Raw genomic sequence first — 25,245 nt, forward strand, 5'->3', positions numbered from 1 at the left:
ATAATTGTCATGAGCGTCGAAGGCGACAAAAAGCAGCTTCTTCATCTGGTGTTTGGCGGCGAGTTGAAAAAACTTGGCACCGTTGAATTCCGTGATCTTGAAAACCTCGATATTGTCGGCATCTATCCGGATTATGAAACGGCCAAGACTGCGTGGAAGTCCAAGGCCCAGCAAACGGTAGACAATGCTCACATGCGCTATTTCATCGTGCACCTGCATCGGTTGCTCGACCCGGAAGGCGTGACATTGAAGGCGGACTAAGCTGCGGCCAATACCGGATGCACAGCGGAGATAGCCCGGGCCAGAACGCCGGGCGTAAGAAGCAAGGGTTCGCGAAGCGCTTCTGGCGGCGCATTCGCGGGCCGTTGGCGCAGTCTGCGGTGGTCAAATCCGTACTTGTGTGGCTGATCACCGCTTACTTCAAATTTGTCTATCTCACCAATTCACGTCTGAAGGAATCTGCCGATCCGCAAGCGCTCGTTGGCAAGGATGATCCTTTCATCGTGACCTTTTGGCATGGACAGCATCTTATGGGGCCGTTTATCTGCCCCAAGGGTATTGAACTGGTTGCCATGTTTTCGCGCAGTGCGGATGCGGAGTTGAACGCTCGCGTTGCGGAAAAACTAGGATTGTTGACAGTGCGCGGTTCCGGCGGACGCGGTTCGCGTTCCAAGCCTGAAAAGGGTGGGGCGCGAGCACTTCTGACATTAAAGAATGCGCTAAAAAAAGGTCAGTCGGCGTCGATAATTGCAGACATTGCGCATGGCAAGGCGCGTGAGGCCGGAGATGGTATCATTTTATTGGCGAAATTGTCCGGTCGCCCGATAATACCGGTTGCTTATGCTTTCTCGCGGAACCATGTTCTGCAAAAGTCTTGGGATAAGACGACGATTCCGCTGCCCTTTGGGCGTTCGATTATCGTACGTGGCGAAAACGTATGGGTCGATGCTGATGCCGATGAAACGCAACTGGAAGAAAAACGCATGGAGCTGACGCGCCAACTCAACGACGCGACCACCAAGGCCTATGCAGCGTTGGAGAAAGCGAAATGAGCGAACGCTGGGCGCGCAATATCTTGTCTGCCTACCGTGCACTCGGCTCTGCGGCTTATCCTTTCATGGGCCCTTACATTGCCTACCGCGCATCGCGCGGCAAGGAAGAACGGTTGCGTCGCGGCGAGCGCTACGGCAAATCTGCCATCATGCGTCCGCAAGGACCAGTTATCTGGGCACATGCGGCAAGTGTGGGAGAGACCGTTGCGATCGCGCCGTTGATCGAGCGGATTGCGGCAACCGGTATTCATATCGTGTTGACGACGGGGACCGTGACCTCGGCAAAATTTGTCGCTGACCATCTAGGCCATAAGGTTATCCACCAATATGCGCCGCTGGATTTGCAGCCTGCGCTGAACAAGTTTCTCAACCACTGGAAACCGGATCTTGCTATTGGCTGTGAGTCCGAAGTCTGGCCAGCAACGGTGCTTGCGCTCAGCAGTCGGCATACGCCGCAGGTTCTGGTCAATGGGCGCATGTCTGATCGTTCCTTTGCTTCCTGGCAGAAGAGGCCGGCTTTGGCGGAGGCGCTCTTTGAAAATTTTGCCTATGTGGTTGCGCAGTCGGAACTCGATGCAGATCGCTTTCGGACGCTCGGTGCGCGCCCCGTGAGTGTTTCAGGTAATCTCAAGGTGGACACGAACCCTCCGCCTGCTGATCCGCAGGTGTTGGTCGCATTGCAACGCCAGATCGCCGGAAGGCGGACATGGGCCGCTATCTCCACTCACGACGGAGAAGAAGCAATCGCGGCTGAAGTCCATCAGATGCTGAAGGTGCGCTATCCGCATCTTGTTACCATCATTGTGCCGCGTCATCCGGATCGCGCTCCAGCCATCGAGGCTATGCTGGTTGAAAAGGGACTGAAGGTTGTGCGACGTAGCGCCAGTGAGCTGATTGAAGCCGACACCGATATCCTTTTGGGAGACACGATTGGAGAGATGGGGCTGTATCTCCAGCTGACCGAGATAGCGTTTATTGGTAATTCACTCACCAAGGAAGGCGGACATAATCCGCTGGAACCGGCAATGATGGGAACTGCCGTACTAACGGGGCGGAACGTCCAGAATTTCCGGGAATCCTTCCAGCGCCTCATCAAAAACGGCGGCGCACGCATTGTGAAGGATCGCAACATGCTGGCGGGAGCGATCAATTTCCTGTTCAATAATCCCCAGCACCTTCGCGCAATGATCAATGCGGGGGTGAATACAGTGAGGGATATGCGCGGCGCGCTGGACCGTACGCTTGTAACACTTGAGCCGTTTATCCAACCATTGATTTTGCAGGCGCAACTGCCGGGCAACCGCAATGATGCAGCCTATCGGCCGGACGGATTCTGAGCATGGCGAGCGAGGCGCCGCCATTCTGGTGGGAAAAACCTGATTGGCGCGCTTTGTCATTGGCACCCGCTGCCTGGCTTTACGGCGCGGTGGCTGGACGTCGGCTCCTGAAAGCTGAACCACCGAAGATTTCTTTGCCCGTTCTTTGCATAGGTAATTTTACTGTCGGCGGAGCGGGGAAAACACCGACCGCAATTGCTTTCGCAGAAGAGGCAAAGGCACGGGGGTTTAAGCCCGGAATTGTCTCGCGTGGATATGGCGGTGCCTATAAGGGATTGCACGTCGTTGATATCGCCCAGGATAGCGCTCGCTATGTTGGGGATGAACCACTCCTGCTCGCACGTCATGCGTTGGTAGCACTCTGTCCTGATCGACTGAAGGCAGCTCACCATTTACAGACCCTCGGCTGTGATTTCATCATCATGGATGATGGCTTTCAGAGCGCTCGGCTTTTTGCCGATTTTTCGCTGCTGGTGGTGGATGCCGCGCGGGGTATTGGCAACGGCAGAGTCATACCGGCCGGTCCCTTGCGGGCTCCACTGACAGACCAGATGCGCAAGGCAGACGCTTTGCTTCGCATAGGCAAGGGCGATGGTGCTGATTTTGTTATTCGTCAGGCAGCGCGAGCGGGTAGGCCGATTTATGAAGCCAGGCTTGAGCCGTCCTCTATCGCACCTGTGGCGGGCAATCGCTGGCTTGCATTCGCGGGCATTGGCAATCCCGAAAAATTCTATGCGAGCGTTGCCGAAGCAGGCGGCGAGATTGTTGAAACTCGCTCGTTCCCGGATCATCACAGTTTCGGTGCGGACGATATTCGCAGCCTGATCGATACGGCTCGCCGTCAAGGATTGGGACTGATTACCACGGCAAAAGATCAGGTGCGTCTGGCAACGATGATCGGCGTTCCCGCAGGATTTCTGGCGAAACTCGCTGTCCTCGACGTCGATCTTAAATTTGATCGCGGCGATGCTCTTCACCGCATTCTGGATACGGTCATCGAGCGTTTCAAAAGCCGTATTATGAGTAAATTTTAAGCCTTCTTGCGGCTGCGCAATTCAGGATTGACTTCAAGCTCGCGCTCGAAAGAAATCAGGCCGGTTGCATAAGGCTCCTGCCGTGAGACGCTCCAATATTTCAACTCATCCAGCGGGATATGGGCACCCGTCACCGCACATGCGACATAGGCGCCGTGCCTGACGATCTCATAATCACCATCGAGATAGCGCAAAACCGCTTCGGACGAGCGGGGGGATTCAAATCTATTCATGTGTCTAAACCTCTATTGAGGACTCTAGCAAGCACAGGGCATTGCGTCCAGCAGCGTCCTGTGCTGCCTGGCGGCAATTCTGTCAGCGCCTGCCAAAAAGCCGTTCGATATCTGTCAGTTTCAGTTCGATATAGGTCGGTCGCCCGTGATTACAGGTGCCTGAGCCGGGAGTTGCCTCCATTTCACGCAGGAGTGCATTCATTTCTTCAGGTTTTAACCGCCGTCCCGAACGCACGGAACCGTGGCAAGCCATGGTTGCGGCCACATGGTTCAGCATGGCTTTCAAGCCATCCGAAGTATCATGCTCCGCTATCTCGTCAGACAGATCGCGGATCAGTTGCTGTACGTTCATTTCTCCCAGCATTGCAGGCGTTTCACGCACGGCGATAGCGCCCGGCCCGAATTGCTCAATCCCGAGGCCAAAGCGTGCAAGTGTTTCTGCGTGGGTTACCAGCCGTTCGGCATCTTCTTCGGGGAGATCGACGATTTCTGGAATAAGCAGCATTTGTCCCGGTATGGGACGCGAGTGAAGGGCATTTTTCAGCGCTTCATAAACAAGGCGCTCGTGCGCTGCATGCTGGTCCACGATAACGAGGCTATCTTCCGTCTGGGATACGATATAATTGGCATGGATCTGCGCTCGGGCGGCACCAAGGGGTTTTTGCTGGAGTTCCGCCGGTATTTCTTCAAGCGTCGCGCGGGCATCCGCAGCAGGCATATTGATGGCGGCGAGTATCGCCTGCTCACTTTCCTGGAAAGATGATGATGCTCCAAGGTCGAGGGGCCTATGAGCAGGATGTGCAGTCTGTGGCGACCATTCGGTTCTGGTTGTGGAGGTTGCGGGGCGCCAAGCCCCGGATGCATAGCCTGTCGAAGCGGGACGCGATGTGAAGGATGGCGGGGAAGGCCGCACCCCTTCCGCACGAAAAGCTTGCAGCATGGCGTCTGCACCGCTGGTTGCAGGCCGAATGCCCGATTGCGCGAGTGCCTGTTTGATCGCTCCAACGATCAATCCGCGCACGAGGCCCGGATCGCGAAAACGCACATCAGCCTTGGCGGGATGCACATTGACGTCAACCAATGCCGGGTCCAACGTCAGGAACAGGACCGCAACCGGATGGCGGTCACGCGCCATGACATCTGCATAGGCCCCGCGCAGCGCGCCAAAAAGTTGCTTGTCACGCACCGGGCGACCGTTCACATAGGCGAACTGATGAAGGGCATTGCCGCGATTATGGGAGGGAATGCCGACGAACCCAGCCAGACGCACACCGTCACGCTCGGCGTCGATGGCAAGCGCGTTTTCGCCGAATTCTTTTCCCAGAACCTGATTGATACGCTCAAGCGTTGCTTCCGCGCCACTACCGGTTGCAGCCAGTTCCAGTGGTGTTCTGTCGGTGCCTGCAAGCGAAAAGCGGACATGCGGGAAAGCAATCGCGATGCGCTTGACGACATCGGTTATCGCTGACGCTTCCGCACGATCCGTCTTCATGAATTTGAGACGGGCCGGTGTCGCATAGAAAAGATCGCGCACCTCGGCAATCGTTCCGCGGTTCAGCGCGGAGGGGCGGGGACCATCGAGATGTCCGCCGGAAACCGAAACTTCGAAACCGGTGTCCGCATCCTGCGGACGGGATTTGAGGGTCAGTTTTGCCACCGAGCCAATAGATGGCAGAGCTTCTCCACGAAATCCAAGTGCGCGGATATCGTGCACATCATCGGAAAGTTTGGAGGTGCAGTGGCGGGAAACTGCCAATGGAAGCTCATCGACCGGAATTCCCGAACCGTTATCGGTCACACGCAGCAATGTCTTGCCGCCGCCGCCTGTCACGACCTCAATACGGGTCGCACCGGCGTCGATGGCATTCTCGACAAGTTCCTTGATGACGCTGGCGGGGCGTTCAATGACTTCCCCTGCCGCGATCTGGTTAATGATGGTTTCGCTTAAGTGTCGAATTGGCATGGGCGGACTATAGAAGGATTCGCTCCTGCAAAGAACATGCTTCTATAGCCCGCCAAAACTGTCTCTGCGGGTGTCGAATTACTACAGAAGAAATTACCTTATTGCGCGGCATAATCCTTATATGCAGGCAGATTCAGGTCCTTAAGGCTGTCCGCGTTGATGACTGCGCGCGCCACTGCTTCCGCCATGACGGTCGCGGCGATCGCACCAATGGCAGTGACATCGGCTTCCACGCCTGTTGCTTTGCCTGTGGACAGTGCGAAGATCGTGTCGCCGTCCCACATCGTATGGATCGGATTGATCGTGCGCGCAAAGCCGTCATGTGCCATGCCCGCAATCTTCTTGAGCTGAGCCTTGTCGAACGGGACATTGGTCGCTATTGCACCAATCGTTGTGTTGGCTCCGCCCGATTTGACAACGCCATGGCCCTGCATAATGGCTGACATCGTGTCACGGAAGCCCTTGCCGTCCTCGCTCCGCGCACCAGCCAGAATCTGGCGTGAATTCGGCGCATAGACATCGCCGACAGCATTGACAGCGACAATTGCGCCAACCACGATTTCAGTGCCGGGCACTTTGTAGCTCGCCGTGCCGAGACCACCCTTCATGGCGTAATCCATGCCGAACATTTTGCCGACAGTCGCGCCAGCGCCAGCGCCAACATTGCCTTCTGCGAATGCCTCGGCATTGGCCGCCTTGCATGCCAGATAGCCGGCTTCCTCATCGGGACGGACGGAAAAATCACCGACGCCCAAATCCATGAGAATTGCCGCCGGTACAATCGGAACAACGCCTTTTCCGATCTTGAAGCCGAGATTGTTTTCTTCAAGATAACGCATGACGCCAGTAGCGGCTGCAAGACCATAGGCGCTGCCGCCGGAAAGCAGGATAGCCTGAACCTGTTGAACATAATTGATCGGATCAAGCAGATCGGTTTCGCGCGTACCCGGTGCAGAACCACGCACATCAACGCCCGCAGAAGCGCCTTCTTCGCACAGAAGAACCGTGCAGCCGGTCGGACGCTTTGTCAGCGTATGATGACCCAGCTTGATGCCAGGTACATCCGTGATACTTCCACCCATAAGTTCCAGCACGCTTTCTCCTCCCCTGTTAGCAGCCGACGCTGCATTGACGACAAAGGGCATTGCTCCAAGTCCTGCAAGCGACATGGCAAATGTTCTTCGATCCATGAACAGTTTTCTCCTCCATTTTCACTCTGTTGTGAGGGCATATTTTTTGTGTGCTGGGGCTATCGGACATCGTTTGGCCTGCGCCTTGGGCGGAATCCACGGGCGGATTTTTTCACTTTGCCTGAAAACCGGCTTCTCCCAGATTGCGATGAGCAAAGATTTATCACCCAAATCCTTATCGGTAACTGAAACTTGTCCGTAAAAGGCTTTCCATTTGGTCATAACCGTGTTACCAGCCGGTGCCAATTCAACCTAGCAAACCAGATGTGTCGCTGCTCCCGGACTTATTCCGGAGAGGCGGCTTTTCTCATTCGATAAAATCGGCAAAGGAATTGGCAATGGCTAAAATCGTGGAATCGCCCACTGGCGCTCTCGCTCTTACATTCGACGATGTGCTGTTGCAGCCAGGCCATTCCGAAGTAATGCCGGGGCAGGTTGATCTGCGCACGCGCATCGCCAGGGATATCGAACTCAACCTTCCTCTTCTTTCCGCCGCCATGGATACCGTGACGGAATCGCGTCTGGCCATTGCAATGGCGCAGGCTGGCGGTATTGGCGTCATTCATCGCAATCTGACGCCGGAGCGTCAGGCTGAAGAAGTCCGCCAGGTGAAGAAATTTGAGTCTGGCATGGTTGTGAACCCGGTTACTATCGGGCCGGACGCCACACTCGCAGATGCTCAGGCATTGATGAAAGCACATGGAATTTCCGGTATCCCGGTTGTTGAGAATGCAACCAAGGGGCCGGGACGTCTTGTTGGCATCCTGACCAATCGCGACGTTCGATTTGCTTCCGATCCGAAGCAGAAAATTTATGAGCTGATGACCCGCGAAAACCTGATTACGGTCCGCGAGAACGTCAATCAGGACGAAGCAAAGCGTCTCTTGCACGCTCATCGCATCGAAAAGCTTCTCGTCGTGGACGATCAGGGGCGTTGCGTCGGTCTCGTCACTGTAAAGGACATCGAAAAGTCGCAGCTCAATCCCAATGCCGCCAAGGACGCCCAGGGGCGCCTACGGGCGGCTGCTGCAACGAGCGTCGGCGAAGACGGTTACGAGCGCGCCGAGCGCCTGATCGACGCGGGCGTTGATCTTCTGGTCGTGGATACGGCGCATGGTCATTCGCAGCGCGTTCTCGATGCTGTAGCCCGCATCAAGAAAGCTTATCCGAATGTCGCAATTCTTGCGGGCAATGTGGCGACGACTGCCGGTACGCAGGCGCTTATTGACGCCGGAGCGGATGCGGTCAAGGTTGGTATCGGGCCGGGTTCGATCTGCACGACGCGTATTGTTGCCGGTGTCGGCGTGCCGCAGCTTTCGGCTATTATGTCGGCCGTCGAGGCAGCACAGAAGCAGAATATTCCGGTGATCGCTGATGGCGGCATCAAGTTCTCCGGCGATTTCGCCAAAGCGCTCGCCGCGGGCGCGGTCGCTGCGATGGCTGGCTCACTGCTGGCCGGTACGGAGGAAAGCCCCGGTGAAGTCTATCTCCATCAGGGCCGCTCATTCAAAGCCTATCGCGGTATGGGCTCTGTCGGAGCCATGGCACGCGGCTCTGCTGATCGTTATTTCCAGGCAGAAGTACGCGACGAATTGAAGCTTGTGCCAGAAGGCATCGAAGGACAGGTCGCCTATAAGGGGCCGATATCCGCAGTTCTACACCAGCTCGCTGGTGGCCTGCGTGCTTCCATGGGTTATGTGGGTGCGAAGACGCTGGAAGAGTTCCGCGAAAAGGCAACCTTCGTGCGCATTTCCAATGCGGGCTTACGGGAAAGCCATTCGCACGGTGTTGCGATTACCCGTGAGAGCCCGAATTATCCTGGCGGTATGTAATATCATTTCGCATCGGTGGAATGGAAAGGAGGCGGCGCGATTGCGCCGTCTTTTCTTTTTCAGTTCATCACTGTCTTCAGCTTCTTGATTTCGGCTCTGATTTCGTCAAATGGGCCAACTTTGTGCGTTTGAGCGGGCAGGTCGTCGGCATAAGGGCCATAACCGGCATCCACCGGCTTTTCCAACCGGTTCGGAAAATCTCTGTCCAGATCCGCTTTTGCCGGACGCGGCTTCGACTGGAAGAAGGCGGCAATGTCCCAGGCATCTTCCGGCTCCAGCTGCGGCTCATCCAGAGAGACGCCATTCGGCATGTTGGCATGAATGAAATTCGCGGCTGAAATCAGCCGGTTCATGCCTGCGCCATCGTTGAAGCTATCCGGTCCCCAAAGCGGCGGAAATTCATAACCCTTTGCATCGCCCACGACGCCGACACGTTTGCCTTGGCCGTCCGCTCCATGACAGGCAGCGCAGATTTCAGCATAGAGCTTCTCCCCGCGCACCGGGTCGGCGGGGCGCTTCAATTCAGGCATTTTTCCAGAGCCGCGCCCCTTCGTGTTTTCACCGACAATCGTGCCAGCGGACACGTACTTGATATAGGCGACCATTGCCTTCATCTCGGCGGAGTCGATAGGGAGCGCTTTGCCATTCAGGCTCCGGGTCATGCACCCATTGACGCGATCCTCAATCGTGCCGACTTGTCCTTCACGGGAACGGTATTGTGGAAAGTCCCCGTAGACTCCAACCAGCGGCAATCCGTACTGCTTGGTCCCTGCTTCCAGATGGCAGCTCTGGCACGAAAGATTGTTGCCCGCAAAACGCTTCGTTTCATCGGTTACTTCCGGGCCGATATGCGCATAAGTCGCAGTAATCAGATCGCGGCCCTGACGCACAACGCGTCCCCATGCGTCGTCAGGCAATGCATCTGGATCCGGTATGTTCCAGGCCACGTCTTCAATCGCTGCGGCTTTCACGGGTGAGCTTTGCGTGTTTGCAGCCGTCGCCGTGCTTTGCGGCGCAGTCGCCGCACTCTTTGCGACATTGTTGCTCGTACGTGGCGGTGCAGACGATCGCGAACTGTCGCTCGTCACCGCGAAATATCCCAGGCTAAGGCAAAAGACCGCACCATAGGCCGCCAAATCAGACCACCTCATTATCCCCTCCAGGCAATGTGTTTCAGAATCAAAACGTTGGGTGGCTATGCTTTCAAGCTTAATGCAGCCTTAAGAGCGCGACGGTCTTACGATCCGAAGGTGTTAAGATCGTCCAGATTTACTTTCAATTTTTGTGCGCTTTCGGCGATACAGTCGGCGAGGGCGTTAAAATCCTTTCGACGCATACTCTGCCGCCGCCAGAACAGCGCGATCTCTCGCTTCGGCTGTTCACCTACAAACGGGACGATACGCATATGATTGCTGCGTGTTTCAGCGCGCACCGCGATTTCTGGGATGAGCGTAAGGCCCATACCATGGCTCACCATTTGTAAAAGGGTGGTCATGCTGGTGGCGCCATATTTTACCAGCTGCCGCTGCGAGGGTAGCGAGCAAACGGCAAGCGCCTGATCTCGCATACAATGCCCTTCCTCCAATAGGAGCAAACGATCGAGAGCTACATTGTCCTGTGTCATGGGGGAGGACAGAACCGTTTGATCGTTGGTGGAAGTCGCGATCAGAAAGCGATCATCAAACAGTTTTCTCTGCGTAAGTCGCTCATCATCAATCGGCAATGCGGCAACAATGGCATCGATTTCGCCAGCATGCAGTTCATCGAGGAGTTTGGCAGTTACGCTTTCCCGCAATTGAAGGCGGAATGACGGATGCCGTTCGCGCAAAAGCGGAATGAGAACAGGAACCAGATAAGGCGCAACAGTAGGAATGATACCCAGACGCAGCCGCGTTTGCAGCAAGCCCCGGCTTTGCGCGGCTATCTCCTCAAGCGCGTGGAGTTCGCGCAGGACGGTCTGGATGCCGGGATAAAGCTGCTTGCCAAGCTCTGTCATGATGACTTGTCGCTGTGACCGTTCGAAAAGCGGGGCGCCCGCAAGGGCTTCCATTTCCGCAATCTGGGCGGAGAGGGCAGGTTGGGATACGTGCGCCAGCTGCGCGGCCTTGCGAAAATGCAGAGTGGAGGCGAGCGCATCGAAATAGCGCATTTGACGGACCGTGAACATGATAGGAAAAACTTATCGAAAATAATCGGAAAAGCAATTGGAGATTATGATTGGAATAGGTCTAATCTGGGTTAGTTGCCTGGCTGCAGCGTGACACAGATGAACTGGATCGCGCTCTAGCAAGGCTGGTCTCATTTAATATCGGCTTTTCAGGAGGGAATTTCCATGACAGATCGCCCAATTATGACGACGAGTGCAGGCGCTCCGATACCGGACAACCAGAATTCCTTGAGTGCCGGCGAGCGTGGCCCTCTTTTGATGCAGGATTACCAGCTCATTGAAAAGCTTTCGCACCAGAACCGCGAGCGTATCCCGGAAAGGGCAGTGCATGCCAAGGGATGGGGTGCTTATGGCACGCTGACGATCACCGGCGATATTTCGAAATATACCAAGGCGAAGGCTTTGCAGCCAGGTGCCAAAACGCCGATGCTGGCGCGTTTTTCGACCGTTGCCGGCGAGCAGGGTGCGGCGGATGCCGAGCGCGACGTGCGCGGCTTTGCCTTGAAGTTCTATACCGAAGAAGGCAATTGGGATTTGGTCGGCAACAACACGCCGGTCTTCTTCGTGCGTGATCCGGTCAAGTTTCCCGACTTCATCCATACCCAGAAGCGTCATCCCAAGACGAACTTGCGCTCGGCAACCGCCATGTGGGATTTCTGGTCGCTGTCGCCCGAAAGCCTGCATCAGGTGACAATCCTGATGTCGGATCGCGGCCTGCCAACCGATGTGCGCCATATCAACGGTTACGGCTCGCACACCTATTCGTTCTGGAACGATGCCGGTGAGCGCTATTGGGTCAAGTTTCACTTCAAGACCATGCAGGGACACAGGCATTGGACCAATGCGGAAGCCGAACAGGTGATCGGCCGCACGCGTGAATCCACTCAGGAAGACCTGTTCACCTCCATCGATAAGGGAGATTTCCCGAAGTGGAAGGTTCAGGTGCAGATCATGCCCGAGCTTGATGCCGACAAGACGCCCTATAACCCGTTCGACCTCACCAAGGTTTGGCCGCATGCCGACTATCCGCCGATCGATATCGGCATCATGGAGCTGAACCGCAATCCGGAAAACTACTTCACCGAGATTGAGAATGCCGCCTTCTCGCCGTCAAACATTGTGCCGGGCATCGGCTATTCGCCGGACAAGATGCTGCAGGCGCGTCTCTTCTCCTATGCGGATGCGCATCGCCATCGCCTCGGAACGCATTATGAGACCATTCCGGTCAACCAGCCGAAATGCCCGGTGCACCATTATCACCGCGATGGCCAGATGAATGTCTATGGCGGCATCAAGACCGGCAATCCGGATGCCTATTACGAGCCAAATTCGTTCAATGGGCCGGTGGAGCAGCCATCCGCCAAGGAGCCGCCGCTGCGCATCTCCGGCAATGCGGATCGCTACAACCATCGTATCGGCAATGACGATTATTCGCAGCCGCGCGCGCTGTTCAATCTGTTCGATGACGGCCAGAAGCAACGTCTGTTTTCCAACATTGCTGCGGCAATGGGCGGCGTGCCGGGCTTCATCGTCGAACGCCAGCTCGCGCACTTCAAGCTCGTTCATCCCGATTACGAAGCCGGTGTGCGCAAGGCACTCAAGAATGCTCATGGCTATGAAGCCAACACGATTGCCGTAAACGAAGAGGCAACAGCGGCTGAATAAATCGCCTCCATAAAGTAGAAAGAAGGCCGGAGCTCGTAGCTCCGGCTTTTTGTTTTGATTTGCCGATTGCCTTTTCCCTGCAAGGAAGGCTATGCCCGAGCAGGCATTCGAGAAGGAGACACAATGCGGCTTGGCGGACGCCTGCAGGCGGCTATCGAGGTTCTGGGCGAGATTGAAGCGGGCACGCGCCCGGCTTCTGACGTGCTGAAGGATTGGGGAGCTTCCCATCGTTTTGCAGGCGCAGGCGATCGCGCCGTGATTGGCAACATTGTCTATGATGCGCTGCGCCGCAGACTGTCTATCGCGTGGCGAATGGATGCCGATGATGCTCGTGCTCTAGCTTTTGGTGCACTGCTGGCCGACGGCGGTATGGATATTGCCGCTATCGATACAGTGCTTGACGGCGACAAGTTTGCACCGGAAACACTGGAACAAACGCGCCGTGCAGCCTGGGAAAGCCGGAAAATAACTGACGCACCAGGTTACGTTCAGGCAGATGTACCGGAATGGTGCGCATCGTCACTTGAGGAGCTTTTCGGTGCGCGCTGGGTGGATGAAGGCAGGGCGCTGGCTACGCGACCTCCAGTCGATCTTCGCGTAAATAGTTTGAAGGCGACGCCTGAAAAAACCCTCGCCGCGCTTGAAAAGGCTGGGGCGGCGCCAGCTCCTTTCTTGGCGCAGGCACTGCGCATTCCGCCGATCGAAGCGCTTGGGCGTCATCCAAACGTGCAAGGCGAGCACGCTTTTCTTGATGGCTGGTTCGAGGTTCAGGATGTGGGCTCGCAGCTCGCAGCCCTTTTCGCCGGTGCGAAGCCTGGCCAACAGGTGCTTGATTATTGTGCCGGGGCAGGCGGCAAGACATTGGCCTTGGCTGCTGCAATGCAGAACAGCGGCCAGATTCATGCTTATGATGCTGAGCGCGCTCGGCTCTCACCCATGCACGAGCGATTGCAGCGGGCAGGCGTGCGCAACACGCAGGTGCACGGAAACCTTGATGCGCTCGATCCTCTTACGGGACAGATGGACCTTGTACTCACCGATGCGCCTTGTACGGGCTCCGGAACCTGGCGACGCCGTCCTGATGCGAAATGGCGGCTGAACGAGCAGCAGCTTGAGCGGCGCGTTCAAGATCAGATGGAGGTTCTGGAATCCGCCAAGCATTATGTGAAGCCGGGCGGGCGACTTGCTTATGTTACCTGCTCACTCTTTGCTGAGGAAAATACGCGACAAGTGACGCGATTTCTTGCGGAAAACAACGATTTCACCGAAGTTGAGCCACAGGCATTGTGGGATGCAGTGGTAGCCGATGCTGGCGATTTGAGCCCGGTGTTCCCTTCTCAGGGCACGGTTTTTTCGCCACTGTCCACCGGTACTGACGGATTTTATGTAAGCATTCTACAAAGATCGAAATAGGACGGGGGACCCGATGCCAGCCCAGCGCGTAGCGGAACCGGATTTCAAGGAGCGCGTCGAGGAAAGTTTCGGGCGGCAGGCCGCCATGAAACTGATCGGCGCTGAACTGACGCGTTGCGAGCCCGGCATCGTAGAAGTCGAAATGCCGTTTCGGGAGGAATTGACGCAACAGCACGGCATTTTGCATGCGGGGATGATTTCGGCCGCGCTCGATTCCGCCTGCGGCTATGCCGCGCTTACCTTGATGCCTCCTGAAGCCGCCGTACTGACTATCGAATTCAAGGTGAATCTGCTTGCACCCGGCAAGGGTGAACGGTTCTTGTTTCGCGGCGAAGTCACCAAGCCGGGCCGCACCATCATGGTAAGCGACGGGCAGGCCTTTGCCGTGACCGACACGGAAGTGCGCCTCATCGCCACGATGACCGGTACCATGATGGTGGTGCAGGACAGAAAGGGCTTGCAGGGATGATGAAAATCGTCGCGGGCAAGCGCCTGCTCTACGTTATGGCGGCAGATGCTGAATACGGGCGCCATCTGGCGAAGCTGTTCACGCCACTCATGGTTGGAGTTGGACCAGTCGAAGCGGCGGCTACTCTTTCTTATGCCCTTGCAGGTTTGACGCAAGCAGGCGAAAAACCTGACCTTGTTGTCTCGCTGGGCTCAGCGGGCTCGGCCAGGTTACAGCAAGCGCAAGTGTTCCAGGTTTCCTCCGTATCCTATCGTGATATGGACGCTTCACCACTGGGATTTGAGAAGGGAACAACGCCGTTTCTCGACCTCCCCAAGGTCATCAGACTTCCGGTTTTCGTCCCCGGTATCCCTGCTGCATCGCTCTCAACAGGGGCCAATATCATTTCCGGCAAGGGATATGACAATATCGACGCAGATATGGTCGACATGGAAACCTATGCGTGTCTGCGTGCATGCCAGCTGTCAGGAGTTCCGCTTTTCGGCCTTCGCGGCATCTCCGATGGTGCAAGTGAGTTGCGGCACGTGGGCGACTGGACCCAATATCTGCATGTCGTAGATGAAAAACTGGCCGATGCCGTTGAGCGATTGGAACTCGCAATCGTGGAGGGACTCCTGTCTGCTCCTGACAATGGTATGTCAGTATCCGTCGGTTTTTGACAACGCACTTGTTGAGCATGCGGGCTATACACCATATAGGCATTGCATCCCGGTCACTTTTTAAATAGATGCTGCACATGAGCACCACGGCACATCCCGATACAATCCTTATCATCGACTTTGGCAGTCAGGTTACGCAGCTGATCGCGCGGCGCGTGCGCGAAGCCAATGTCTATTGTGAAATTGTCCCCTTCCAGTCCGCTGAAGAGGCATTCAAACGGCTGAAGCCCAAAGGCGTTATCCTTTCGGGCAGTCCGCATTCGACGACCGATATAGGGTCGCCGCGCGCGCCACAGGCCGTTTTTGAAGAAGGTATCCCCGTTCTCGGCATCTGCTATGGCGAGCAGACCATGTGCGCCCAGCTGGGCGGCAAGGTGGAAAGCGGCCATGATCGTGAATTCGGGCGCGCGTTCCTCGACGTGCAGGAAGATAGTCCACTTTTCGAAGGTATTTGGGCCAAGGGCACCCGCCATCAGGTCTGGATGAGCCATGGCGACCGCGTGACGTCACTTCCTGACGGTTTCACGATTATCGGTACATCGCCGAACGCGCCTTTTGCAGCCATTGCTGACGAAAAGCGCAAATATTACGGCGTTCAGTTCCATCCGGAAGTCGTACATACGCCAGATGGCGCGAAGCTGTTGCAGAATTTCGTTCATCGTATTGTCGGCGTTAAGCCGGGCTGGACGATGGGCGCTTATCGCGAGCAGGCGGTCGAAGCGATCCGCAAACAGGTTGGCAGCGGCAAGGTTATCTGCGCGCTTTCTGGTGGCGTGGATTCGTCTGTTGCCGCACTTCTGGCGCACGAAGCCATTGGCGATCAGCTCACCTGCATTCTCGTCGATCATGGCCTGATGCGAAAGAACGAGGCTAAGCAGGTCGTTGAAATGTTCCGCGAACATTACAATCTGCCGCTGATCCTTGTGGATGCTTCCGACCGCTTTATCGGCGAACTGGAAGGCGAAACCGATCCGGAAAAGAAGCGCAAGACGATTGGACGTCTCTTCATCGAAGTGTTCGAAGAAGAAGCCAAAAAGTTGGGTGGTGCAGATTTCCTCGTGCAGGGCACGCTTTATCCCGATGTGATCGAAAGTGTTTCATTCACCGGCGGACCTTCCGTCACGATCAAGTCCCACCACAATGTAGGTGGCTTGCCGGAGCGCATGAAGATGCAGCTGGTTGAGCCGCTGCGCGAATTGTTCAAGGACGAAGTGCGACTGCTCGGCAAGGAACTGGGTCTGCCGGACAGCTTTATCGGGCGCCATCCGTTCCCCGGACCGGGTCTTGCGATACGCTGCCCCGGCGGCATTACCCGCGAGAAGCTGGAAATCCTGCGTGAAGCAGACGCGATCTATCTCGATGAAATCCGCAAGGCTGGCCTCTATGACGCGATCTGGCAGGCTTTCGCGGTCCTGCTTCCGGTCCAGACCGTCGGCGTGATGGGCGATGGCCGCACGTATGAGTTCGTATGCGCTCTGCGTGCGGTGACGTCGGTGGACGGCATGACGGCGGATTTCTATCACTATGACATGAACTTCCTTGGCAATGCGGCGACCCGCATCATCAATGAAGTACGCGGCATCAACCGCGTTGTCTACGATGTGACTTCAAAGCCGCCCGGTACTATCGAGTGGGAATGATTCGCGCCTACCCAGACGCCGCCGATAGTCGCCTATCTACCTCTATAAACCACTGAAAATAAAAACTTTTCTTTCCGCCGTCTTTCGCCGTCAATCGCCGAGTCAGCCTCACGATCGACGGGGGAGCTGACGGTATGGGGCGTCGTGTGACATCGCAGATTTGCATATACCGTCATGGCTTAGAGAGCTTGTAACGGTATTTTTTTGACCTTATTCCATTGAGAATAAAGGATAATTCGCCGTCGTGATTGGTCGATTTTGGCCTGACGGTATTTTTAGGGGCTCTCTGGCGTTTTTTGAACGATCTAGGAGGGGCCAATGCTTACCGATGCGGCAATCAGAGCACTGAAACCAAAGGATAAATTATACAAGGTCTCCGACCGTGACGGTATGTATGTCGTCGTAAACCCGTCGGGCGCCGTCGTGTTCCGCTATGACTACCGTATGCACGGTCGACGCGAGACCTTGACCCTCGGCCGATACGGGCCAGCGGGCCTTTCTCTCGCCCCTGCTCGGGAAAAGCTAATCGACGCACAGCGCTCGATTCAGGAGGGGCGGTCGCCCGCCCAGGAGAAGCAGCGCGAGAAGCGCCGCATCAAGGAAGCAAAGAGCTTTGGCGAGTTTGGCGAACGCTGGCTGCAAGAGCACCGGATGGCCGAAAGCACTCGCGCGATGCGGCGCTCGATCTACGTGCGCGATATACTGCCGACGTTCTGCAATCGGTTGCTGACGGAAATCACGCACGAAGATCTTCGGGCGATGTGCGACAAAGTGAAGAAGCGGGGAGCGCCAGCCACGGCGGTCCATGTCCGGGACATTGTGAAGCTGGTCTTCGCCTTCGCGAAGCTGCACGGGGAGAAGGTGGCGAACCCCGCCGAAGAGGTCGGGCCGGCGTCGATCGCGACCTTCGTTCCCAAGGACCGCTCGCTTTCGCCCGCTGAAATTCGGGTGATGCTCGGCCAGCTAGAGCATATGGCTACGCTGCCGACCATCCGGCTCGGCTTAAAGCTGATCCTGCTTACAATGGTTCGCAAGAGCGAGTTGCAGGACGCGGTGTGGGATGAAGTCGACTTCGAGAATGCGGTGTGGTCGATCCCGAAGGAGCGGATGAAGCGTTCCAAGCCGCACAACGTCTATCCATCTCTCTTCGAGAGCACTGCACACTGCACCCTCAAGTTCCTCCTGTTGATTAGATAATTCGGAGTTATAGTTCTCGAGATCTTGCCGGGGGATAAAATGGCTAGTATCGATGGAGGCTTCCGCAAGGTGGTTTGGCGACGTTATTGAGGGGGGGAAGATGATCGCAGGTTCCAGACAGCTGCCGTGGCAGCACATAACGATACGTGTGCCTTGGCATGATGGTGGTTGGAATGGGCGTGTCTGCAATGCCCCGTCAGCGAACACCTCATGTCTGGTCCTCGGACGCATCGCGTCGGCAAAACGCGACAATCAGGATGCTGTAGCGGGAAAGCTGTTCGATGAGCTCGCGCCGTCGGAGCTGCCGCCATGTGTCGATGAGCGCGTCAGCTTCATGTGCGATCACGACCTCGTTCTGACCAAGCAGCACCCCTATAAACTTTCGAGCCCTACGACGCACGGCCATTTCGGCGAGACGAAGCTGCGGATCGAAGCCTATTCCGCAGCATGCATCCCCTTCGGATGGATGTTGAAAGCAAACGTCGAGGACGACGAGAGCGAGTGTGAGCTCGGCAAGGCAACAGCGTTGCGGCTAGCCTACGATCCCGAGCGCGAGCCGGACCTGTCTTTTGAAACGGGCTGGGTTCAGGACAAGACGAACCAGCTCATCATGCTGGACACTTTCTTCGGTGCCCTCCAGCCAAAGACATCACTCTGTTTTTTCTATGCGAAGAAAACGCCGCTCTCGGAAAGCGCAAACCGCGTCATCGTCGGCGTTGCGAGGGTGAACGGCGTCGGAGGGCATACTGAATACGCCTATGAATCGGCCGGTGACCTCAAGGGCGTTCTCTGGGAGCGATGCGTCAGGCACTCCCTTCGGCCCGGGGGCGACGACGGCTTTCTGATGCCATATTACGACGTGTTAGCCGCTGCCCAGGCCGACGTGCGCGTGCCCATCGAAGATTGCGTGGCCTTCGCGCCGGAAGACCAGTTCGACGCGTTCTCCTACGGCTCAGAGCATCTCGGTCACGATGGCGCGATAGCGTCGCTGCTTTCCTGCGCCGCGGCTTTGCGAGCTACCGCGAAGATTGTCGAAACCGACGTTTCCGGCTCGCTCGCGTGGATCGACCGTGAGATTGCTCGCCTTTGGACTGCGCGAGGCGTTCACCCGGGACTCGGAAGTGCTCTGAGCGCCTTCGGGCTGGAGCATGGATCGCTGCTCGCGCATGAGATCGTGCGTGTCGGAAGCCGCGAAGGCGAGGTGTTCGACGCCTTCGCCTTCATCGACGGCATCGTGAAGAAACCATCGACATTTCCGCAGGCCGAGAAGCTCGGCTTCGGCTCGACTTACCGCGAAAAATGGAAGAGCCTCGCATCGCCACGCCGCCAATTGCTCGATCTTGTCGCTCGTTGCAACCTGACCGCCGACCAGGCGCTGCGAGCCTACCAGCCTAGTCAGCGAGGCGTCTTCACTGAGGCGACCAGCGACGGGGACCTCTTGGCCAATCCGTACCTGCTCTACGAGCGGGATGAGTCAGCGGCTCAACGGATTGCCTTTGGTGTCGTCGATCGTGGCGTATTCCCGGCGGAGGTCATTCGCGATGTTGCACCGCTGCCAGCTCAATCGATGATGACCGACGGGATCGACAAGCGTCGTGTCCGCGCGCTGATCACCAACATGTTGGAGCATGCCGTTCAGAACGAGGGGCACACGCTTCTTCCTCGGAGCTGGATTGTGAGTCGAGCAATCGAAGCGCCCCTCGATCCTCTCTGCGTGGTCGACGAGGACGTTATCGACATGGTCGCGGACTACCTCGCCCTCACCTTGGAGAGAGCGCGAACCTCAGATGACGAACTCGCGCTGAAGCTCAGGCGGTATGGCACCTCGCGGACCGTAATCACAAACGCGATCCGGAAACGCGTCGGTGGCAAGCGCCACTCGATCGTTCACAAATGGCGCGCGCTCGTCGATGCGGTGCTGCCTCCGATAGGAGCCGGACCGGAGGCGGAGGTCGAGGAACTGGCACGAAGGGAAAAATCGGGAGCGCTTGAGCAGCTCGCATGTGGACGTTTCTCCGTCCTCATCGGTCCGGCAGGATCGGGCAAGACCACGCTTCTGAAAGTGTTGTGTGACCTTCCAGAGATAAGCTCGGGCGGGATTCTTCTTTTGGCCCCAACCGGCAAAGCGCGCGTGCGCTTGGAGGAAGCGACGGAACGTCTTGGGGAGGGTCAGACACTGGCTCAATTTCTCCAACGCTATGAGCGGTACAACGGCGCAAGTGGGCGCTACTTCCGGAATCCCGAAGCGCCGCGAGAAAAGGGATATCGGTCGGTCATCGTCGACGAATGTTCGATGCTCACCGAGGATCAGCTTTCGGCGCTGATCGATGCGATCGAGGGCGTTGATCGTTTGATCCTGGTTGGCGATCCTCGCCAGCTCCCGCCCATAGGCGCTGGCAGGCCGTTCGTGGACATCTGTCGGAAGCTCGCGCCCTCTGAGGAAACTCCTCAGTTTCCGAAGGTCGCGCCAGGTTACGCCGAACTCACGATCATCGGTCGCCAGCGGGGAACAGACCGGGGCGACGTACTGCTGGCCCGGCAGTTCAGCGGCGAGCCGTTGGATGCCGGCGCGGACGAGGTGTGGGAGGCGCTGAGGTCCGGCACGCTGTCGCACGTGCGAACTGCGCATTGGGCCCTCCCGAGCGACCTGGAGCCGCGACTTACGAACGAGATTGTCCGAGGTCTGGCGCTTGCCGACCACTCCGATCAGCGCGGGTTCGAACTGAGCATCGGCGGAAGCGAATGGGAAGAGCACGTTCTTTTCTGGGCACGACGCGCCGGTGAGACCGAGGGCGGCGCTGCGGAGGCAGCTCACGACTGGCAAATCTTGTCGCCTGTGCGGTCAGGCCCCCCCGGTGTGGAAGCAATTAACCTGGCGATCCAGCGCCGGTTTCGGGACAAGGTGCGAGATCGCGCGCTGACCCCATATGCGAAATACCCAAAGCCTGCCGGGCCTCAAGGCGTTTTGTGGGGCGACAAGGTGATCAACCTCCGCAACAACGGCCGACGTCGCACTTATCCGCGCCAGGAACGAGCCTATGTCGCCAACGGCGACATAGGCATCGTCGTCGGCGGCTACAAGACCGGGAAGATGAAGTTTCGCCCGCGAGACCTCGAAGTCGAATTCGCGAGTCAGCCCGGCGTGAAATTTACCTACTATGCGGGCGAGTTCTCTGGCGAAGAGGGCACGCCGGAGCTCGAACTTGCGTATGCCCTAACGGTTCACAAGACCCAGGGAAGTCAGTTCGAGCGAACGTTTATTGTGCTGCCGCGCAATTGTCGGCCCTTGTCGCGAGAACTGCTCTACACCGCGATCACGCGACATCAGCAAGAACTCATTCTTCTCCACGAAGATGACATCGGCGCCCTGCGGCGATACTCAGACCCGTCTGCCTCGGAGATCGCGCGGCGAATGACGGACCTCTTCGAGGCGCCTGGGCCCGTTGAAGTGAAAACCGTCTCGGGCCCACGCTTTCTCGACAAGCATCTTCTGCATCGGACGAGCCGCGGCGAGTTCGTGCGGTCCAAATCGGAATTGGCCATCGCAGAGAAATTGAACGGGATGGGCATCGGCTACGTCTACGAACAGCCCCTGCAACTTGATGGGAAGACGCGCTGGCCTGATTTCACGATCGTCGATGAGGACTCGGGGGTCACCTATTATTGGGAGCATCTGGGCATGCTGTCGGACCCGCAATACGCGGCACGATGGCAGATCAAGCGCATGGCGTACCTGGCAGCAGGCATCCGGCCGATCGATGAACAGGCAGGGGGAGATGTCCTGATCGAGACCATGGAAACGGCGGGATCGGGCCTGGACATGGTCGAGGTTAATCGGCTTGCCCGCTTGATCGTGGGCTGAGCATTGCGCGATCGTCTCTGGTATTGACGCCCTGTCTCTTAGCGAGTGCAGCGGCTGCCCTCTTCCTGATCAAACAATCTGAGTGAGAGTTGTCACCTATGCGAATGGCTTTCGTCGGGATATTTGTCCTCCTATTGGATAGGAGGAGGGCCGTTACAGCGGGGCGTCTACGCTCGTGCTTCGACTCTACGATTTGTTGTGACGGTGTTTTTGGGGAACGTCTGCTATACGTGAAGCTCTTCCCGGGAAACTGTCTTCACCCTCTCAACCTCTGTCGCGCTTGATCCAAACCCACCATCCCGGCAACCCAAGATCGAGATGGGTGTATTGATTTCGCCGATTTTGGCGGTACTTTTATCGGTAGCAAAAGATTCGAAGTCTGAGGTCTACGCCTCACCGCGAAACGGTCGATAGATACCGATAGTTCACAGAATTTTACCGTCCTGAAATCCCAAAAAAAAATAGCAAAATCAAAAGGCTAAGTTTTTGACGGTATCTTCAGCGGTATACCCGCCCGAGGATTTATTTTCGTAAGTATATCAGACGCTTAGGGCCGAAAAAAATTCGAATGGGAATGAGCCCGCGTCCGGCATAGACCAGCACCGGAGAGCATAGAGATACATCTAAGCCCGCGTGATTGCGGGCTTTTTCTATTCTTGGACATTGTCTGAAGCGCTTCGAGTCGCTAAGCGGGACCTTCCGAAATCGGTATAAATATCCGCTCTTGTTTGAGGTACGGCGGAAATGCCGCGTTTGCGTTTTGAAGCCACAGTCTGGTTGATCTGGACGGTGCCGCGCTCGAATGCCAGCGAACAACCCGCAAGATACAGCAGCCAGAGACGCGCTTTCGGATAGCCGATTTCAGCGACGGCCTTATCGAAATTGCTATAGAGACGCTCGCACCATAACCGGCATGTCATGCCATAGTGTTCGCGCAGATTCTCGATGTCGTGGACTTCGAAGCCATGTCCTTCCAGGTTTTCTACCGTCATTCCCAGATGATCGAGTTCTCCTCCCGGGAAAATGTACTTCACCAGTGCTTTGTGCTCGGCGCTTTTGCGTTTGAAGGATTTCTTGTCCTTTTTCATGCGTCGCGTGATTGCATGATGCATGTAAAGCCCACCGGGGCGTAGAAGCCGGTTCACAGCGCTGAAATAGCTGTCGTAATTGGCGATACCGACATGCTCGAACATTCCCACAGAGGAAATCTTGTCGAACTGACCGTCAAGCTCGGCATAGGATTTGACGTGGATGGTAATCCTGTCTTCCAGTGCTGCTTCTCTGATCCTTTCGCGCGCCAGCGCCGTCTGGGCTTCCGACAATGAAACGCCGGTGCCAATGACGCCAAAATTCTGTACCGCATAGATCAGAAGGGCGCCCCAACCGCAGCCAATATCCAGAAGACGGTCACCCGGCTTCAATCGTAGTTTTCGGCAGATGAGCTCCAGCTTGTCCTTCTGGGCCTGGTCGATATCATTTGCCCAATCCGTGAAGTAGCCACACGTGTAAACCATCCGCTCGTCCAGGAATAAGCGGTAAAACTCATTGGAGACATTGTAGTGATGCGTGATCGCCTCCTTGCTTGATCCGCTGACGAAAGGTTCCCTGCCGTCGAGAACTTCGCGCCCACTGGCTTTACCAGCAAAAAGAAGAGCTGGAAGGTCCTTGAGGAGTTGCCATTTTGGCAACTCCTTCAACCTGTTCTTTACGCTTCCGTTGGTTTTTGCTTTGGCGAGATCGAAGATTGTACCATTGCTGATATCCACCCGACCTGAGGTCCAGATATCGATCAGTGAATCGTAGTTCGGTTTGAGAAGGAGTTGCCGAACGATCGTCGGATCATTGATCACCAGGGACGGACCGTCGAATGCACCTATGCGCGTACCGTCCCATAACTCCACATTGAACTGTGGGCGCAGCGTTTCAACAACTGTCCGAATGATGCGAACAGATCTGGCTTCAACGGTCATGCCATGCCTCTCTATTGAGGTTTCCGACGGTGATCTTCCCACGCCGACCCTAACCTAAGGTGCTTGCGATTGCAGTCATAAAATCGTGACAGTTCCTGCCATGCCTTCAGCGAGAACAGCGTGTGATAGGAAGGATTGCCTGCATGTCGCGTTTCGGTCAAAAGAGCGGCGTTAACTTGCGAGTCAGGAAAAGAACAGGCGATGGATAAACGTTCAAAGATAAGTCGATGGCTTGCAATATTCTTGATCGCAGGCTGTATTCTGAGTTTTTCGGCTGACTTGCATGCCCAACAAGCTGCGGATGCAGAGGTTTCAATAGGCACTGAAGAGACATCGCACCATCCTGCACCGGCAACTGCTACCTTTGGTCAGACGCAGTTCGTTCTAAGCGGCGATCCCATCGTCCCTCCGCGCGATTATGCAAAAGGGTCGGAGATACCGAATCCTGATGAATACGATCCCAACGAGTCCGGAACGATTTTTGATATCGTTTATTTGGGCATTGTCGACGGCAGGATGCGTTTTGAAATCCGTGGTTACACCGCCAATGATCTGCAAACCCCGAATACGGGGCAGATATTGGATTTCCCGCCTGACCAACATGCCATCGAAATCAGAAATATCCGGATCGACGTGGAGGCTGCTGACCCGGGGAGCCTGACCTATAAGGCAAACAGGTTTTCTGACGGTACGGGTAAGTAGCTGGTGTATCCCAGTCGATATATCTGCGGGCTGGCACTTTTTGTTCATTCAATTCGGCGTTGTTGAGAAGTGTCTGAGAAGTGTCTGACACGTCGAACTATGAAACGATATAAAAACGGCGCGTACAAATTTGTGATTCGACGAGCGGAAATTGCTGCGCAATGGAGCACTTTAAAAGGCAGAGGGCATGGAATTTCCCCGTGACATCGTAGATACGGCCAGCAATTTGTGGCTCGAAGTCTCAGAGGCCGACGAAAAAATAGCACCTGTTGACGCAATCGCGCTTGCTATACTCAGGGAAAGACAGCGATGCGCGACGATTGCGCTTTGCGTGTTTGACGATGAAGAATGGTCAGACGATTATCGCATGGCTGGCGGGTTGGCCGCAGATGCTATACTTGCAGGCAATAGCAATGTTGCAGATTAGAATGATCGAATCGTGGTCGAAACCTGTCGCGCATGGAAGCGGAATGAAATGGTAATCGAACGTTTAGGGGCAGGGATCGTTTGCCTGGTGTCCATGATCGTAGTTGGATGCACGACTGCGCCGCAGAATTATGCGGCCACTCTCTCGCCGCACGACCCGAAATGGGTTTCGCCACAATGCGAGGAAATTCGTGCAGAGGCCGTGAATTATCAGGCGAGAGAAAAGAAAGCCTCCGATTTAGCACCGGGGCTTCTCATAGGTCCCTACGGGCTGGCTATTGCTGCGGCTATAAAAGAGAACGATGAGAAGAAACGAAAACTGTTCGTTCGCGAGATGCATCTCCGCTGTTCCAGTGCGCCTCTGCCCAAGGAACTCGAAAGTACGCCAAGCGTAACGAACCGGTCAAAACAGGCGGATACATTTCGATAGATCG

Annotated in this window: 21 protein-coding genes and 1 pseudogene; 15 read left to right on the forward strand and 7 right to left on the reverse strand. The window is 56.2% G+C overall.

Annotated elements, in window-relative coordinates; all coding sequences use genetic code 11:
• The first annotated feature begins 9 nt into the window (after nt 1-9).
• The 4 genes from AC0TNJ_RS16640 to lpxK are packed head-to-tail and all read left to right on the forward strand — an operon-like array spanning nt 10 to nt 3,423.
• Entirely contained in the window at nt 10-261 is a 252-nt protein-coding gene (locus tag AC0TNJ_RS16640; RefSeq protein ID WP_071633573.1) for a DUF4170 domain-containing protein, read from the forward strand.
• Between the two features lie 17 nt (nt 262-278).
• Entirely contained in the window at nt 279-1,052 is a 774-nt protein-coding gene (locus tag AC0TNJ_RS16645) for a lysophospholipid acyltransferase family protein (RefSeq protein ID WP_473771787.1), read from the forward strand.
• The gene (gene waaA, locus AC0TNJ_RS16650; RefSeq protein WP_473771734.1) at nt 1,049-2,389 is read left to right on the forward strand and encodes a lipid IV(A) 3-deoxy-D-manno-octulosonic acid transferase; all 1,341 of its coding nucleotides are present in this window, start codon (nt 1,049-1,051) and stop codon (nt 2,387-2,389) included. Before AC0TNJ_RS16645 ends, waaA begins: the two co-directional genes overlap by 4 nt.
• A gap of 2 nt (nt 2,390-2,391) precedes the next feature.
• A complete protein-coding gene (lpxK, locus tag AC0TNJ_RS16655) occupies nt 2,392-3,423 on the forward strand; it encodes a tetraacyldisaccharide 4'-kinase (RefSeq protein ID WP_473771735.1) in 1,032 nt (343 codons plus the stop codon).
• On the opposite strand, the gene AC0TNJ_RS16660 is transcribed toward lpxK, so the two are convergent.
• The 4 genes from AC0TNJ_RS16660 to AC0TNJ_RS16675 all read right to left on the reverse strand — a co-directional run bounded on the left by AC0TNJ_RS16660 (nt 3,420) and on the right by AC0TNJ_RS16675 (nt 7,031).
• Nucleotides 3,420-3,656, reverse strand: a complete 237-nt coding sequence (locus AC0TNJ_RS16660; protein WP_122001062.1) for a DUF2093 domain-containing protein — start codon at nt 3,654-3,656, stop codon at nt 3,420-3,422. The genes lpxK and AC0TNJ_RS16660 overlap by 4 nt on opposite strands.
• 82 nt (nt 3,657-3,738) lie before the next feature.
• The gene (mutL, locus tag AC0TNJ_RS16665) at nt 3,739-5,619 is read right to left on the reverse strand and encodes a DNA mismatch repair endonuclease MutL (protein ID WP_473771736.1); all 1,881 of its coding nucleotides are present in this window, start codon (nt 5,617-5,619) and stop codon (nt 3,739-3,741) included.
• Between the two features lie 98 nt (nt 5,620-5,717).
• Nucleotides 5,718-6,809 (reverse strand): P1 family peptidase, encoded by a 1,092-nt coding sequence (locus tag AC0TNJ_RS16670; RefSeq protein WP_473771737.1) that lies wholly within the window; start codon nt 6,807-6,809, stop codon nt 5,718-5,720.
• A gap of 21 nt (nt 6,810-6,830) precedes the next feature.
• On the reverse strand, nt 6,831-7,031 hold the full coding sequence (locus AC0TNJ_RS16675) for a hypothetical protein (RefSeq protein WP_473771738.1): 201 nt from the start codon (nt 7,029-7,031) through the stop codon (nt 6,831-6,833).
• A gap of 116 nt (nt 7,032-7,147) precedes the next feature.
• On the opposite strand from AC0TNJ_RS16675, the gene guaB reads away from it, so the two are divergent.
• Entirely contained in the window at nt 7,148-8,641 is a 1,494-nt protein-coding gene (gene guaB, locus AC0TNJ_RS16680; protein ID WP_473771739.1) for an IMP dehydrogenase, read from the forward strand.
• 59 nt (nt 8,642-8,700) lie between these two features.
• Here the strand turns inward: guaB and AC0TNJ_RS16685 are convergent, their stop codons facing one another.
• Nucleotides 8,701-9,792 (reverse strand): c-type cytochrome, encoded by a 1,092-nt coding sequence (locus AC0TNJ_RS16685; RefSeq protein WP_473771740.1) that lies wholly within the window; start codon nt 9,790-9,792, stop codon nt 8,701-8,703.
• Between the two features lie 86 nt (nt 9,793-9,878).
• Nucleotides 9,879-10,808, reverse strand: coding sequence for a hydrogen peroxide-inducible genes activator (locus AC0TNJ_RS16690; protein WP_473771741.1), 930 nt, complete (start codon nt 10,806-10,808; stop codon nt 9,879-9,881).
• Between the two features lie 165 nt (nt 10,809-10,973).
• Here AC0TNJ_RS16690 and katA point away from each other — a divergent pair, with 165 nt between their 5' ends.
• The 7 genes and pseudogenes from katA (at nt 10,974) to AC0TNJ_RS16725 (ending at nt 21,713) form a co-directional block, all read left to right on the forward strand.
• Nucleotides 10,974-12,473 (forward strand): catalase KatA, encoded by a 1,500-nt coding sequence (katA, locus tag AC0TNJ_RS16695; protein WP_122001056.1) that lies wholly within the window; start codon nt 10,974-10,976, stop codon nt 12,471-12,473.
• A gap of 123 nt (nt 12,474-12,596) precedes the next feature.
• Nucleotides 12,597-13,886 carry an RsmB/NOP family class I SAM-dependent RNA methyltransferase gene (locus AC0TNJ_RS16700; protein ID WP_473771742.1) on the forward strand — a complete coding sequence of 430 codons (1,290 nt, stop codon included), beginning with the start codon at nt 12,597-12,599 and terminating at the stop codon, nt 13,884-13,886.
• Nucleotides 13,887-13,899: 13 nt separating this feature from the next.
• Nucleotides 13,900-14,355 (forward strand): PaaI family thioesterase, encoded by a 456-nt coding sequence (locus AC0TNJ_RS16705; protein ID WP_122001054.1) that lies wholly within the window; start codon nt 13,900-13,902, stop codon nt 14,353-14,355.
• Nucleotides 14,352-15,014: a 5'-methylthioadenosine/S-adenosylhomocysteine nucleosidase gene (locus tag AC0TNJ_RS16710; RefSeq protein WP_473771743.1), complete on the forward strand. Its 663-nt coding sequence runs from the start codon at nt 14,352-14,354 to the stop codon at nt 15,012-15,014. The genes AC0TNJ_RS16705 and AC0TNJ_RS16710 overlap by 4 nt, the downstream gene beginning before the upstream one ends.
• A 77-nt stretch (nt 15,015-15,091) precedes the next feature.
• The gene (guaA, locus tag AC0TNJ_RS16715) at nt 15,092-16,654 is read left to right on the forward strand and encodes a glutamine-hydrolyzing GMP synthase (RefSeq protein WP_122001221.1); all 1,563 of its coding nucleotides are present in this window, start codon (nt 15,092-15,094) and stop codon (nt 16,652-16,654) included.
• A 318-nt stretch (nt 16,655-16,972) separates the two neighbouring features.
• A pseudogene (locus AC0TNJ_RS16720) lies at nt 16,973-17,791 on the forward strand (tyrosine-type recombinase/integrase); the annotation flags it as partial.
• A gap of 160 nt (nt 17,792-17,951) precedes the next feature.
• A complete protein-coding gene (locus AC0TNJ_RS16725; protein WP_473771744.1) occupies nt 17,952-21,713 on the forward strand; it encodes an ATP-dependent DNA helicase in 3,762 nt (1,253 codons plus the stop codon).
• A 650-nt stretch (nt 21,714-22,363) separates the two neighbouring features.
• On the opposite strand, the gene AC0TNJ_RS16730 is transcribed toward AC0TNJ_RS16725, so the two are convergent.
• Nucleotides 22,364-23,683, reverse strand: a complete 1,320-nt coding sequence (locus AC0TNJ_RS16730) for a class I SAM-dependent methyltransferase (RefSeq protein ID WP_473771745.1) — start codon at nt 23,681-23,683, stop codon at nt 22,364-22,366.
• A gap of 201 nt (nt 23,684-23,884) precedes the next feature.
• Between AC0TNJ_RS16730 and AC0TNJ_RS16735 the strand changes: the two genes are divergently transcribed.
• From AC0TNJ_RS16735 to AC0TNJ_RS16745, 3 genes are all read left to right on the forward strand, one after another.
• Nucleotides 23,885-24,385 (forward strand): hypothetical protein, encoded by a 501-nt coding sequence (locus AC0TNJ_RS16735; protein WP_473771746.1) that lies wholly within the window; start codon nt 23,885-23,887, stop codon nt 24,383-24,385.
• Nucleotides 24,386-24,572: 187 nt separating this feature from the next.
• Entirely contained in the window at nt 24,573-24,812 is a 240-nt protein-coding gene (locus AC0TNJ_RS16740) for a hypothetical protein (protein ID WP_473768160.1), read from the forward strand.
• Nucleotides 24,813-24,860: 48 nt separating this feature from the next.
• Nucleotides 24,861-25,241 (forward strand): hypothetical protein, encoded by a 381-nt coding sequence (locus AC0TNJ_RS16745; RefSeq protein ID WP_473768159.1) that lies wholly within the window; start codon nt 24,861-24,863, stop codon nt 25,239-25,241.
• Nucleotides 25,242-25,245 lie beyond the last annotated feature (4 nt).

This window comes from Ochrobactrum sp. PL_is483 (assembly GCF_055816855.1).

Bases quoted from the DNA above. Each gene is read 5' to 3' on its own strand.
- AC0TNJ_RS16640 (WP_071633573.1), top strand. From the start codon at position 10: ATGAGCGTCGAAGGCGACAAAAAGCAGCTTCTTCATCTGGTGTTTGGC.
- AC0TNJ_RS16645 (WP_473771787.1), top strand. From the start codon at position 279: ATGCACAGCGGAGATAGCCCGGGCCAGAACGCCGGGCGTAAGAAGCAA.
- waaA (WP_473771734.1), top strand. From the start codon at position 1,049: ATGAGCGAACGCTGGGCGCGCAATATCTTGTCTGCCTACCGTGCACTC.
- lpxK (WP_473771735.1), top strand. From the start codon at position 2,392: ATGGCGAGCGAGGCGCCGCCATTCTGGTGGGAAAAACCTGATTGGCGC.
- AC0TNJ_RS16660 (WP_122001062.1), bottom strand. From the start codon at position 3,656: ATGAATAGATTTGAATCCCCCCGCTCGTCCGAAGCGGTTTTGCGCTAT.
- mutL (WP_473771736.1), bottom strand. From the start codon at position 5,619: ATGCCAATTCGACACTTAAGCGAAACCATCATTAACCAGATCGCGGCA.
- AC0TNJ_RS16670 (WP_473771737.1), bottom strand. From the start codon at position 6,809: ATGGATCGAAGAACATTTGCCATGTCGCTTGCAGGACTTGGAGCAATG.
- AC0TNJ_RS16675 (WP_473771738.1), bottom strand. From the start codon at position 7,031: ATGACCAAATGGAAAGCCTTTTACGGACAAGTTTCAGTTACCGATAAG.
- guaB (WP_473771739.1), top strand. From the start codon at position 7,148: ATGGCTAAAATCGTGGAATCGCCCACTGGCGCTCTCGCTCTTACATTC.
- AC0TNJ_RS16685 (WP_473771740.1), bottom strand. From the start codon at position 9,792: ATGAGGTGGTCTGATTTGGCGGCCTATGGTGCGGTCTTTTGCCTTAGC.
- AC0TNJ_RS16690 (WP_473771741.1), bottom strand. From the start codon at position 10,808: ATGTTCACGGTCCGTCAAATGCGCTATTTCGATGCGCTCGCCTCCACT.
- katA (WP_122001056.1), top strand. From the start codon at position 10,974: ATGACAGATCGCCCAATTATGACGACGAGTGCAGGCGCTCCGATACCG.
- AC0TNJ_RS16700 (WP_473771742.1), top strand. From the start codon at position 12,597: ATGCGGCTTGGCGGACGCCTGCAGGCGGCTATCGAGGTTCTGGGCGAG.
- AC0TNJ_RS16705 (WP_122001054.1), top strand. From the start codon at position 13,900: ATGCCAGCCCAGCGCGTAGCGGAACCGGATTTCAAGGAGCGCGTCGAG.
- AC0TNJ_RS16710 (WP_473771743.1), top strand. From the start codon at position 14,352: ATGATGAAAATCGTCGCGGGCAAGCGCCTGCTCTACGTTATGGCGGCA.
- guaA (WP_122001221.1), top strand. From the start codon at position 15,092: ATGAGCACCACGGCACATCCCGATACAATCCTTATCATCGACTTTGGC.
- AC0TNJ_RS16725 (WP_473771744.1), top strand. From the start codon at position 17,952: ATGATCGCAGGTTCCAGACAGCTGCCGTGGCAGCACATAACGATACGT.
- AC0TNJ_RS16730 (WP_473771745.1), bottom strand. From the start codon at position 23,683: ATGACCGTTGAAGCCAGATCTGTTCGCATCATTCGGACAGTTGTTGAA.
- AC0TNJ_RS16735 (WP_473771746.1), top strand. From the start codon at position 23,885: ATGGATAAACGTTCAAAGATAAGTCGATGGCTTGCAATATTCTTGATC.
- AC0TNJ_RS16740 (WP_473768160.1), top strand. From the start codon at position 24,573: ATGGAATTTCCCCGTGACATCGTAGATACGGCCAGCAATTTGTGGCTC.
- AC0TNJ_RS16745 (WP_473768159.1), top strand. From the start codon at position 24,861: ATGGTAATCGAACGTTTAGGGGCAGGGATCGTTTGCCTGGTGTCCATG.